This is a genomic window from Streptomyces murinus (assembly GCF_002154555.1).
Classification (GTDB): domain Bacteria; phylum Actinomycetota; class Actinomycetes; order Streptomycetales; family Streptomycetaceae; genus Streptomyces; species Streptomyces murinus.
In genome coordinates this window covers 1-12,105 of the sequence record NZ_MUNF01000584.1, presented here as the reverse complement: position 1 = coordinate 12,105, position 12,105 = coordinate 1, and the positions used below count along the sequence as shown (strand labels likewise).

Below are 12,105 nucleotides of genomic sequence, written 5' to 3'. Positions count from 1 at the left end.
GGTGCGCCGGGCGGACGGCGAGGGGGACGGCGGGGAGTCGCGCAGGCTACGCAGCCGGTGGCCGACGCGGCGGTCGTTGGGCGGCTCCGCGGTGACGGCCGGAAGAAGCGCGGCCAGAGCCGATTCGGTCTCCGGTTCGCCGTCCGCCCGGCGCACCCAACCGGAGAGGACGTCCAGGGCTCCGTCATTGGTCGTACGGTCGGCCAGCAACGCCTTCCAGAAGACGGTGAGGTGGCGCTCGGTGTCCGGTTCGGCGCCCGCGCGGGCCTGCGCGTACCAGTGGAGGACCAGCGGGCGGCCGTCGGGCTCCTCCGCCTGCCTGCATGCCTTGAGGAAGGCGAGCAGGGCATGCTCGCGTACCGTGCGCTCGCGGCCGAGGCATTCGGCGAGCCTGCCCAGTACGGGTTCGCGCACCGCGAGAAGCAGCAGTTCCAGGGCGTCGGCGAACTGGTGGACGCTTTCCGGGATTTCCTCGTCCTCGTCGACGGGCTCGGGCTGCGGCTGCTGCCGGATGCTGTCCAGCAGGACGTCCAGGGTCTCCTCGGGCGCGGTGGGCCCGAGCAGGCTGTAGGCGCGGATGGCTGTCCACCGGCGGCTCTCGACATCCCCGATGCACCAGTCCCGCAGAAGGGGCCGGACGGTTTTGACCTCCAGCAGATCGGCGAGGGTGAGGGCGTTGGCGGCCATCAGCCAGGAGTCACGGTTCCGGTCGTCCGCCCACGGCTCGATGAGGTGGGCCAGCGCGGAGGAGAAGTCGGCGGTGGCGAGGAGCGCGGTCGCCGAGGCGGCCCGGGTGCGGACCAGGGGGCGGCGGTCCTCCGCGAGCCGGTCGATCCACTCGACCAGCGCGGGCCGGGCGGAGGGGTGCAGGTTCCACACTGTCTCCAGCAGCGTCCTGGCGGTGCGCTCCTCCTGGAACTCGGCGATGTACTGGCCGACGACGCCCCATTCGGTCACCTCGGTGTCGAGGTAGCCGCGGGCGTGCGCGGACCGGAGCCGGTCCTCCCGGAAGACCCCGAAGACCGGGATCACCGGCGGCTTACCCGGGTCGGCCGTGTGCTGCAGACCGGCGTAGAGCGCGTCACCGAGTTCGGCGGCGACCGCGTAGGGCGCCTTGTCGAAGACGGCGAGCGAGATCAGGAACGCCTTCTCCAGGAGCTCGCGCTGCCCGTCGGTGAGCCATCGGGTCACCTGGGCCCCGATGGCGCGTTCGCTGTATTCGGTGAGCGCCTGTGCGTCGGCCTCGCCGCGGTGCACGGCGACGAGCCGCTGGGCGAACTCCTTCAGCACGGCCGGCTGGTGCTGCCCGGCGAGAAACTCCTTCACCTGCTGGAGGCCGCACAGTTCCCGCCAGCCCGCCTCGCCGATCTGGGACGTGACGTGCGCGTGCAGCATCTCTTCGGGCGGAGGAGGCTCCCATCGTACGAACGGGACGTCGTCCAGGGCCGTCGACGGTTCGACCGTGATGACGAGATGACCGCCGGAATGCTCCAGCTGCTCCCGCAGGCCCAGCAGTTGTGGTTCGCGCACGGGGCTGCTGCGGTCGGCGGTGAAGTCCTTCAGGAAGTAGCCCTCCGCGCGGTCCAGCCGGTCCGGCAGCGCGGACAGTGAGCGGGGCCGCTCCAGACTGCGCACCGGGCCGCCGCCCGTCGCCCGGTGCAACAGCATCAGCGCGGCCGAGCAGCGGCCCGTGTCCCGGCCGCCGGAGAGGATCACGATTCGGTCGGTACGGAGCCGGGCGAGAGCCTTCTCGAAGCTCGCGCAGCCGCGGAAGACCTCGGCCAGCTGCGTGATCTCCTCCGGGCGGACCACACCGGAGAGGTGCTCGGGGCGGGCGGGGACACCGCCGAAGTAGTTGTTCACGTTGCCGTGGACCGTGCCGCCGCTGACCCCCAACTGGTCACGGCCCACCTGCGTGGCGGAGGTGGTCCGGTCCAGGGACATGACGAACGAGGGGCCGTGCTGGATCAGTGCCTTGCGGGCGGCCCAGGCTTCCTGGCGCTTTCCCGGCGCCTCCTGCTCCTCCTGTTCGGCGTCCTGTGGGGCCTGCTCCCCGGCGGGCGCGGCGGCGGCTGGCTCCTGACTCATCGGCGGCCGTCCCGGTTCGGAAGGCCGAAGTGGAGATCGCCGTGCACGGTGCCCCCGCTGACGCCGTACTGGTCGCCCGCGACACTGGTGTGGTTGACCTGAGCGGTGTCCGCGCCGGCCGCGGGGGAGTCCGCGCTTCCTGCCTCGGCGGTCCGGACCCGGGTCGGGCCCTGGGCGCCGTGCAGCCACGCCACCGTGGGCCCTTCCTTCGTCTCCACGGTCACCCGGTGGAAGTCCTCGGGCCTGACCCCCGGCGGCCCGTGCCGGACCACGCCGTTGTAGACGCCGTCCGACACGCACAGCACGCTGTCGCCGTCCCGCTGCTTGAGCGCGTCCCGCAGCGGGTCCGCGTTCAGCAGCCGTACCGCGTGATTGAGGTCCGAGCCGACCCAGCCGTCCAGCTCGTCCACGGCGACGTAGCCGCCGGAGAGCACGATGCGCAGGCGCATCCGGGCGCTGTCGGCGAGCAGGCGGTTCTTGCTGTGCAGCAGGGACGGCGTCTCGGTCAGCAGCGTCTTCACCAGGGCGGGCACGGAGACCCGGGTGTCGATGAGGGCCATGACGGAGTCACCGCGGTCCGCGCGCAGGGCGGCCGTCTCGTCCACGTCCGCGTCGACGAGGGTGGCGTCGACGACGTCGTAGAGGATCCGGCGCAGGTACGCCTGTTCCACATCGTCACGGGAGCCGAACTGCTCGATGTCGAAGAGCAGGATGGTGCGGTACACGGGATCGGACATGGCTGCCTCTCGCGCTCGTCGGGTGTACCGGCACGTTGGCAGTCCGGAGCCGTACGGCGGCGGGGCGGATGACGCGGAAGAAGTGTGACCGTGTGCGCAGACGAACGCCGGGCAGGTGTGCGCGACCCTCAGGCGGTGCCCTCGCCGCCGATGCGGCGTAACACGTCGGGCCTGAGCACCACGATGCGGCGGCGCCGGGTGGCGACGACATCCCGGGTCCGCAGCTCCGCCAGGAACCGGGCGACCGCCTCGCGCGAGGAGCCGACCGAGCCCGCGAATTCGTGCTGGCTCAGCCCGATGGTGAGTTCGATGCCCTCGTCGGTCCGGTGGCCGTGCGTGCGCACCAGTTCGAGAAGAAGGACGGCGATGCGTTCGCGCACGCTGAGCGCGGCCCATTGCAGGCGCCGGTGATCGGTGGTGCGCTGCCGGTCGGTGGACAGGCTCAGCAGTTGCAGCGCCACTCGGGCGTTCTCGGCAAGGAAGGCGGTGAACCGGTTCTGGTCGATCACGACGGCCTGGACCGGTTCCAGCGCGGTCACGGTCGCCGAGCGGTGGCGGCCGCTGAGTGCCGCGCCCTCCCCGAGAATGTCACCGGGACCCCGCAGGGCGAGCAGTGCCTCATAACCGTTGGCCGCGGCCGCTGTGACCTTCGTCCAGCCGTGCAGCACGAGCAGCACATGGGCAGAGGGTTCGGCCTGGTACATGAGGACGGCGCGCGCCCCGTAGCGCAGCGGCCGGCCGAGGGAGAGCAGCGCGAGCCGGTCCTCCTTCTCCAGCCGGGCCAGGAAGGGCACCGCGTCGTCGAATCCGTCGTCGTCCCACGCGCGCGTACGTCCTGCGGCCATTCCGCCCCCCTGGTGCCACTGAGCCGCTTGCTCGGAGCAACGTGTCAACGTACTGGATGCGTCCGCCGGGGGGATGGGCGACAATCGGCCGGAGCGGCTCGAACGCTTCCGCGCCGGCCCGGAGCGTCGATTCGAAGATCGCGGAGCGTACTGCGGCTTGGCATCGCTTGCCACCCGGGGCGGCCGGGTTCCATTTGTTTTGACCACAGCGAATGAGGTAGGTACCCTCAGACCTTGTGCCTGGGGTGTGCCCTGGCTGCTGTGCGTGCCTTGAAACCGTACGGCGAGCCACGAACGGCCACCGTAATTCGCGCCCTTCTCGCCTCGCGGCGGAAGTCTGGCGGATTCGACACACCCGACCGCGTGGGTCGGAGGCGTTCCAGGTTAGCTTTACCTATTCGGCACACAGAAACCGGAGAAGTAGTGCCTACGATCCAGCAGCTGGTCCGTAAGGGCCGGCAGGACAAGGTCGAGAAGAACAAGACGCCCGCACTCGAGGGTTCGCCCCAGCGTCGTGGCGTCTGCACGCGTGTGTTCACGACCACCCCGAAGAAGCCGAACTCGGCCCTGCGTAAGGTCGCGCGTGTGCGTCTGACCAGCGGCATCGAGGTCACTGCTTACATTCCGGGTGAGGGACACAACCTGCAGGAGCACTCCATCGTGCTCGTGCGCGGCGGCCGTGTGAAGGACCTGCCCGGTGTTCGTTACAAGATCATCCGCGGTTCTCTCGACACCCAGGGTGTCAAGAACCGCAAGCAGGCCCGCAGCCGCTACGGCGCCAAGAAGGAGAAGTAAGAATGCCTCGTAAGGGCCCCGCCCCGAAGCGCCCGGTCATCATCGACCCGGTGTACGGCTCTCCTCTGGTGACCTCCCTCATCAACAAGGTGCTGCTGAACGGCAAGCGCTCCACCGCCGAGCGCATCGTCTACGGCGCCATGGAGGGTCTGCGTGAGAAGACGGGCAACGACCCGATCATCACGCTGAAGCGCGCGCTTGAGAACATCAAGCCCACCCTTGAGGTCAAGTCCCGCCGTGTCGGTGGTGCGACGTACCAGGTTCCGATCGAGGTCAAGCCCGGTCGTGCCAACACGCTCGCGCTGCGCTGGCTCGTCGGTTACTCCCGCGCCCGTCGCGAGAAGACCATGACCGAGCGCCTGCTCAACGAGCTTCTCGACGCGTCCAACGGCCTCGGCGCCGCTGTGAAGAAGCGCGAGGACACCCACAAGATGGCCGAGTCCAACAAGGCCTTCGCGCACTACCGCTGGTAGTCGCTACCCACATCGAGACCGAGAGAAGACTGAAGCCTTATGGCTACCACTTCACTTGACCTGGCCAAGGTCCGCAACATCGGGATCATGGCCCACATCGACGCGGGCAAGACGACCACCACCGAGCGGATCCTGTTCTACACCGGTGTGTCCTACAAGATCGGTGAGGTCCACGACGGCGCTGCCACCATGGACTGGATGGAGCAGGAGCAGGAGCGTGGCATCACGATCACCTCTGCTGCCACCACCTGTCACTGGCCGCTGGAAGACGTCGACCACACGATCAACATCATCGACACCCCGGGCCACGTCGACTTCACCGTCGAGGTGGAGCGCTCCCTGCGCGTGCTCGACGGTGCCGTGACGGTGTTCGACGGCGTCGCCGGCGTTGAGCCCCAGTCCGAGACGGTGTGGCGTCAGGCGGACCGCTACGGCGTTCCGCGTATCTGCTTCGTCAACAAGCTCGACCGCACCGGTGCCGAGTTCCACCGCTGTGTCGACATGATCGTCGACCGCCTGGGCGCTCAGCCGCTGGTCATGCAGCTGCCGATCGGTGCCGAGGCGGACTTCAAGGGCGTCGTCGACCTGGTGACGATGAAGGCCTTCGTGTGGTCCGCCGAGGCCACCAAGGGCGAGATGTACGACGTCGTCGACATCCCGGACACGCACACCGAGGCTGCCGAGGAGTACCGCGGCAAGCTGCTGGAGGCCGTGGCCGAGAACGACGAAGAGATCATGGAGCTGTACCTGGAGGGCGAAGAGCCTTCCGTGGAGCAGCTGTACGCCGCGATCCGTCGTATCACCATCGCGTCCGGCAAGAGCGAGGGCACCACGGTCACCCCGGTGTTCTGTGGCACCGCGTTCAAGAACAAGGGCGTCCAGCCCCTGCTCGACGCGGTCGTGCGCTACCTGCCCTCGCCGGTCGACATCGAGGCCATCGAGGGCCACGACGTCAAGGACCCCGAGGTCGTCGTCAAGCGCAAGCCGTCCGACGACGAGCCGCTGTCCGCGCTGGCGTTCAAGATCATGAGCGACCCGCACCTCGGCAAGCTCACCTTCGTCCGGGTTTACTCGGGCCGCCTGGAGTCCGGCTCTTCGGTGCTGAACTCCGTCAAGGGCAAGAAGGAGCGCATCGGCAAGATCTACCGCATGCACGCGAACAAGCGTGAGGAGATCGAGTCGGTGGGCGCCGGTGACATCGTCGCCGTCATGGGCCTGAAGCAGACCACCACCGGTGAGACGCTGTCCGACGACAAGAACCCGGTCATCCTGGAGTCCATGGACTTCCCGGCGCCGGTCATCCAGGTCGCCATCGAGCCCAAGTCGAAGGGCGACCAGGAGAAGCTCGGCGTCGCGATCCAGCGCCTGGCCGAGGAGGACCCGTCCTTCCAGGTCCACTCGGACGAGGAGACCGGCCAGACCATCATCGGTGGTATGGGCGAGCTGCACCTCGAGGTGCTGGTCGACCGTATGCGCCGTGAGTTCAAGGTCGAGGCCAACGTCGGCAAGCCGCAGGTGGCGTACCGCGAGACGATCCGCAAGGCCGTCGAGCGCGTCGACTACACCCACAAGAAGCAGACCGGTGGTACCGGTCAGTTCGCGAAGGTGCAGATCGGCATCGAGCCGCTCGAGGGTGGCGACACCTCGTACGAGTTCGTGAACAAGGTCACCGGTGGCCGTATCCCGAAGGAGTACATCCCTTCGGTGGACGCCGGTGCGCAGGAGGCCATGCAGTTCGGCATCCTGGCCGGCTACGAGATGACCGGTGTCCGTGTCATCCTCCACGACGGTGCCTACCACGAGGTCGACTCCTCCGAGCTCGCCTTCAAGATCGCCGGCTCGCAGGCCTTCAAGGAGGCCGCGCGCAAGGCTTCGCCCGTGCTCCTTGAGCCGATGATGGCCGTCGAGGTCACCACGCCCGAGGACTACATGGGTGAGGTCATCGGCGACATCAACTCCCGCCGTGGCCAGATCCAGGCCATGGAGGAGCGGGCTGGCGCCCGCGTCGTGAAGGGCCTCGTGCCCCTCTCGGAGATGTTCGGCTACGTCGGCGACCTCCGCAGCAAGACGTCGGGTCGCGCAAGCTACTCGATGCAGTTCGACTCCTACGCCGAGGTTCCGCGGAACGTCGCCGAGGAGATCATCGCGAAGGCCAAGGGCGAGTAACGCACCGCGTTCGCACGCTTTAGGCTTGACTCCGGAGCCTCAAGGGGCATTCAGCCGAATACCAGGATGAATGCCCCGGGTTCCGGGCTATCCAGCAAAGATCACCTGGCGCCGATGAAGTAAGGCGTACAGAACCACTCCACAGGAGGACCCCAGTGGCGAAGGCGAAGTTCGAGCGGACTAAGCCGCACGTCAACATCGGCACCATCGGTCACATCGACCACGGTAAGACGACCCTCACGGCCGCCATTACCAAGGTGCTGCACGACGCGTACCCGGAGCTGAACGAGGCCACCCCGTTCGACAACATCGACAAGGCGCCCGAGGAGCGCCAGCGCGGTATCACCATCTCCATCGCGCACGTCGAGTACCAGACCGAGGCGCGTCACTACGCCCACGTCGACTGCCCGGGTCACGCGGACTACATCAAGAACATGATCACCGGTGCCGCGCAGATGGACGGCGCGATCCTGGTGGTCGCCGCCACCGACGGCCCGATGCCGCAGACCAAGGAGCACGTGCTCCTGGCCCGCCAGGTCGGCGTTCCGTACATCGTCGTCGCCCTGAACAAGGCCGACATGGTGGACGACGAGGAGATCATGGAGCTCGTCGAGCTCGAGGTCCGTGAGCTTCTCTCGGAGTACGAGTTCCCGGGCGACGACCTGCCGGTCGTCCGTGTCTCCGCGCTGAAGGCCCTCGAGGGCGACGCGCAGTGGACCCAGTCCGTCCTGGACCTCATGAACGCCGTCGACACCGCGATTCCGGAGCCGGAGCGCGACGTCGACAAGCCGTTCCTGATGCCGATCGAGGACGTCTTCACGATCACCGGTCGCGGTACGGTCGTCACCGGCCGTATCGAGCGTGGTGTCCTGAAGGTCAACGAGACCGTCGACATCATCGGCATCAAGACCGAGAAGACCACCACCACGGTCACCGGTATCGAGATGTTCCGCAAGCTGCTCGACGAGGGCCAGGCCGGTGAGAACGTCGGTCTGCTGCTCCGCGGCATCAAGCGCGAGGACGTCGAGCGCGGCCAGGTCATCATCAAGCCGGGTTCGGTCACCCCGCACACCGAGTTCGAGGCGCAGGCGTACATCCTGTCCAAGGACGAGGGCGGCCGCCACACGCCGTTCTTCAACAACTACCGTCCGCAGTTCTACTTCCGTACGACGGACGTGACGGGCGTTGTGACCCTCCCCGAGGGCACCGAGATGGTCATGCCGGGCGACAACACCGAGATGACTGTCTCGCTGATCCAGCCCGTCGCCATGGAGGAGGGCCTGAAGTTCGCCATCCGTGAGGGTGGTCGCACCGTGGGCGCCGGCCAGGTCACCAAGATCGTCAAGTAAGTTCCGCTTGCTTGAAGGTCACTGACCGACCTTTGGAGAGGCCCGTACGACTTCGGTCGTACGGGCCTCTTCGTCGTACCCTGAGCCCGTGAGCAGCCTCCCGCCCGCCCAAGGCCCCGACGAGTCCCCGTCCGACGAGCAGTGGGAGGCGTTCCTGCGGGACGCGATGGAGGGCGGTGGCGCGGGCGCCCCCAAGGAGGCGTCGGCACGGGACCGGCTGGCGGCCGCCCGGCGGGTACGACGCCCGCGGCGCCCGCGCCAGCCGCGGCGCCCCCGGTCGGCCACCGCCTGGCCGGCGGCCGCGGCGCCCTGGATCGCGGTCGCGGCCGTGGTCGTCTTCGGCGCCTTCCAGCTGGGCCTGATCCCGGTCCCGCGGTCCTCGCCGCCCGCACCGGCCGCCGGGCCCGCCTCCGGTCCGGCCGAGGCGGTCTCCCTGCCCGGCGGCGGCACCTCCGACGGCGATCGGTGCGGCACCAAGGGCTACCACCACTTCCCGCTCCCCGCGGGCGCCACCGACGTCGAGCCGCCGGCCCCCGCTTCCCCCGCTTCCGGTCCGCAGCTGTCGCTGAGCCACTACGGGTACGCGGCGGACCCCGACGGCGAGGGCGACATCGTCATCGGGCTTCGCTTCACCACGCCGGGCACGAAGAAACCGCTCCAGGTCTCGCGGGCGCTCGGCGGCGAGGGCGCGGCCGTGGAGATCGAGGGCCCGGACGGCCTGGTGGCCGGTGCCCACGGCCTGCCCGTCATCTGGCCCTCCGCCGCCCGTGCGAGCGCCTCGGGCGCCCCGGCTGCTTCGGGCGCCTCGGTCGACGTGAGCGACGGAGGCGGCGGTGAGATCGTCGTCCCCGCCGAGGCCCTGTGCCCCGGCCACGACGGCGATTCCGTGGCGAGGTCCCTCGTACCGCCCGCCGACTCCACCGGCGCCGTCACAGGCCCGCCGCCCTACCGCCTGGTCGTCTCGCTGCGCGACCCGGCCGTCGGCACCCTGCGCACCGCCCTCGGCCTCCCCGCGGGCGGCGGCCTGCTCAGCGCGGTCAACCTGGTGCCGGTGGCGCGCTCCTGACCACCCCTGGGTCCTGACTACCCCTGGGTCCTGGCTACCCCTGGGGCAGGGCCCGCAGCAGGGTCAGCTCGCGCAGCAGGGGCGGCGGATCGAGGCGGCCGAGCGCGCCGGCCAGACCGTCGAGGAAGACGACCCGGCCCTGGTTGTTGTGCACATAGAGCAGATTTCCGCTGACCTCCTGGTCGCGCAGCCGGCGGCGCACCCGGACGACGCCCCGGGTGCCGGGCCCCGGTGCCTCGACGGCGCGGACCACATCGTCCCAGTCCCGCACCGCGACCGGCTCGAACCGCGGGAAGTAGCGCCGCCCGAGCCGCTCCCACCAGCCGGGGGCCTCATGGAAGGGGCGCCAGGGCAGGGCGGTCACCGGGATGCCGTCGATCCCGCAGTGCACGGCGACGAGGCAGCCGCGGGCGTGCAGTTGCTCCCCGGCCGCGCGCCGGGCCGCCGTACCAGGCGCCAGGGCCTCCACATCGGCGAGCGGGTCGCTGGGGGAGGGGTGGAAGGGGGTGCCGCCGTCCTTCGGCACCACGACGGAGGCCGCGAGCATGGGCTCCTCGGGGAATCCGGGCTGGGGGACCGCCCGGCAGGCCAGCAGCCAGGCGGCGCCCGTCTCGTACACCGGTTGCCGGTCCGGCGGCACGGCGAGCTCCACCAGAGCGCCGTAGACGTCCCGCAGCCAGGCCGCGGCGCGCACCCAGGGATCGTCCGCCCGCGGCCCCTGTGCCGCCCGCATCGCCAGATACCGCTCCGCCGGCAGGTGCGTGGGCGACCAGTGGGCCCCCGTACCGTCGTGCGGCACGACGACGAGGGCGCTGAACGGGGCCTGCGCCGGGTCCCCGGTGTCCAGGTGCTCCCGGAAGTCGAAGCGGACCGTCCAGGCGTACGGATACCACGTGGCCGTCTCCGGCAGCAGCACGACGGAATCCGCGCGCTCCGGATACGCGGTCGTCCGCAGCCATCGCCCGGCCGCCGCCACGGCTTCCTCTCGGGTCCCCATCCGGCTCCCTCCTCTACGATGCGTCGTCATGTCCATACCCAATACCTGGGGCACACCGTACGGCGGCCACGTCGCCCCGCCGCCCCCCGCGAAGGATCTACGGCCCCGGCGTATCTGGTACGTCGTGGCGGCACTGCTCGGCCTCGTCCTGGTCGGCGCCGGCATCGCGTTCGGCGTGCCGGCGGTCAAGGACACGGTGCACCTGGTCGACACGGCACGCCTGTTCAACAGCGGCGAGCAGCGCACGTTCAGCTTCACCCAGGGCAAGGCCCGGTCGATCTACGTCTCCCAGTCCGCGCCGGGCCATGTCGACTGCCGCGTGCCGCGGGCCCTCGCCGACTCCGTGACCCAGCCGTCCGGAACCTTCCGCGTCACCCTCGGCGCCCGCTCCTGGGAACGTGTCTTCGAGTTCACCCCGAAGACCACCGGCGACTACCCCGTCCTCTGCACCTCGGACCTCCCGTCCGCCGAGTTCGCCCTCGGCGACAAGCCCCAGGTGCGGGGCATGGCCGTCGGCATGCTCGCGGCCGTCGGCTGCTTCCTCACGGCGGCGCTCGCGGTCCCGGCCATCTGCATCGTGACCGCGATCCGCCGCGGCCGCCACCGCCGCCGGCTCATGGCTCCGACGATGCCGCCGGTGTGGGGACCGCCGCCGATGGGCCCGCAGATCTAGCGCGCCTCTTCGCTCTGCACCTCGTCACGGCTCTGCACCTCGTCACGACCCCCGAGTCCAACGACCTCTTCAACGACGGCCTGGACACGGGATCCGCGCAGGGCGCGTGGCGCGACTTCGGCGCGGACGCGAGGGAGCAAGGAGGCAGGCAACGCGATGACCCGCTGCTGAACTACGCGGAGCACGAACACATGAGCGCCCACGACAGCGACACCGACGACGCGCGGGGCTGGTAGGCGTGCGCAAGCCGATGGCCGTACCCGCCTGCCCTGGCCCTGCTCCTGGCGGCCGCGGGGTGCGGGTCGGGGGACACGGGGAAGCGCGACGACGGTACGGCGGCCACATGCAGGTCGCTGCTCGGCGCGGCCGGCCTCGACGGGGCCGGCGCCCGTTTCCGCGAGGACGCGAGGTCCTGGAGCGGCGACAAGGACAAGGTGACCATGTTCGGCGGCTCCGAGCTGTGCCGGATCGTCGTACGCGACCAGAAGCCCCGCACCAGCGTCCTCTCCCTCTGCACGGTTCGCCGGTGCGGTGGAGAGGGAGTTCGGCTGCGAGAACCGTCCTGTGGTGCCGAGCGGGCCGTGATCCCCGGCCTCTAGGCACCCACCGGGACGGTGATCTCGGCCCACACGGTCTTGCGCGGCACGACGTCCGACGACACGCCCCAGCGGTCGGCGAGCGCCTCCACGATGAGCAGTCCGCGCCCCGACTCCGCCTCCGCGCAGGGGTGTTGGGTCGCGGGCAGGCACTCGCGGCGGGTGTCGGTCACCTCGACGCGGAGCGTGTCGCCGACGACGTTCAGCGTGAGCTGGAAGTTCCGTCCCGGCACCCGGCCATGGGTCGCGGCGTTCGCGGCCAGCTCGGCGATCACGTGCGTGGCCGCGTCCGAGAGGATCCCCCAGCTCCGCAGCTGCTC

Annotated in this window: 12 protein-coding genes; 7 read left to right on the top strand and 5 right to left on the bottom strand. The window is 69.9% G+C overall.

Annotation, left to right across the window (positions count from 1 at the left end; translation table 11 throughout):
• From CCN72_RS30350 to CCN72_RS30340, 3 genes are all read right to left on the bottom strand, one after another.
• A partial coding sequence (locus CCN72_RS30350) for a hypothetical protein (RefSeq protein WP_086811228.1) occupies positions 1-2,088 on the bottom strand: 2,088 nt, incomplete at its 3' end.
• On the bottom strand, positions 2,085-2,825 hold the full coding sequence (locus CCN72_RS30345) for a hypothetical protein (RefSeq protein WP_086811226.1): 741 nt from the start codon (positions 2,823-2,825) through the stop codon (positions 2,085-2,087). The genes CCN72_RS30350 and CCN72_RS30345, both read right to left, overlap by 4 nt.
• Positions 2,826-2,953: 128 nt before the next feature.
• Positions 2,954-3,670, bottom strand: coding sequence for a Crp/Fnr family transcriptional regulator (locus CCN72_RS30340; protein WP_086811224.1), 717 nt, complete (start codon positions 3,668-3,670; stop codon positions 2,954-2,956).
• Positions 3,671-4,093: 423 nt separating this feature from the next.
• Here CCN72_RS30340 and rpsL point away from each other — a divergent pair, with 423 nt between their 5' ends.
• From rpsL to CCN72_RS30315, 5 genes are all read left to right on the top strand, one after another.
• Positions 4,094-4,465, top strand: a complete 372-nt coding sequence (rpsL, locus tag CCN72_RS30335; protein ID WP_003948652.1) for a 30S ribosomal protein S12 — start codon at positions 4,094-4,096, stop codon at positions 4,463-4,465.
• Positions 4,466-4,467: 2 nt separating this feature from the next.
• Entirely contained in the window at positions 4,468-4,938 is a 471-nt protein-coding gene (gene rpsG / locus CCN72_RS30330; protein WP_003992340.1) for a 30S ribosomal protein S7, read from the top strand.
• Positions 4,939-4,977: 39 nt separating this feature from the next.
• On the top strand, positions 4,978-7,104 hold the full coding sequence (gene fusA / locus CCN72_RS30325; protein ID WP_037657540.1) for an elongation factor G: 2,127 nt from the start codon (positions 4,978-4,980) through the stop codon (positions 7,102-7,104).
• 155 nt (positions 7,105-7,259) lie between these two features.
• On the top strand, positions 7,260-8,453 hold the full coding sequence (gene tuf / locus CCN72_RS30320) for an elongation factor Tu (protein WP_037657541.1): 1,194 nt from the start codon (positions 7,260-7,262) through the stop codon (positions 8,451-8,453).
• An 88-nt stretch (positions 8,454-8,541) separates the two neighbouring features.
• Positions 8,542-9,519, top strand: a complete 978-nt coding sequence (locus CCN72_RS30315) for a hypothetical protein (protein WP_244174558.1) — start codon at positions 8,542-8,544, stop codon at positions 9,517-9,519.
• A gap of 34 nt (positions 9,520-9,553) precedes the next feature.
• Here CCN72_RS30315 and CCN72_RS39265 read toward each other — a convergent pair whose 3' ends face one another.
• Complete coding sequence (locus tag CCN72_RS39265; protein WP_158101438.1) at positions 9,554-10,516, bottom strand: toxin glutamine deamidase domain-containing protein; 963 nt, start codon at positions 10,514-10,516, stop codon at positions 9,554-9,556.
• Positions 10,517-10,544: 28 nt separating this feature from the next.
• Between CCN72_RS39265 and CCN72_RS30305 the strand changes: the two genes are divergently transcribed.
• Both CCN72_RS30305 and CCN72_RS30300 read left to right on the top strand, forming a co-directional pair.
• Positions 10,545-11,189 (top strand): hypothetical protein, encoded by a 645-nt coding sequence (locus CCN72_RS30305; protein ID WP_086811222.1) that lies wholly within the window; start codon positions 10,545-10,547, stop codon positions 11,187-11,189.
• On the top strand, positions 11,156-11,425 hold the full coding sequence (locus tag CCN72_RS30300; RefSeq protein WP_086811221.1) for a hypothetical protein: 270 nt from the start codon (positions 11,156-11,158) through the stop codon (positions 11,423-11,425). The genes CCN72_RS30305 and CCN72_RS30300 overlap by 34 nt, the downstream gene beginning before the upstream one ends.
• A 359-nt stretch (positions 11,426-11,784) precedes the next feature.
• On the opposite strand, the gene CCN72_RS30295 is transcribed toward CCN72_RS30300, so the two are convergent.
• Positions 11,785-12,105 (bottom strand): ATP-binding protein (locus CCN72_RS30295; RefSeq protein ID WP_143664247.1); only part of this gene is annotated, 321 nt, incomplete at its 5' end.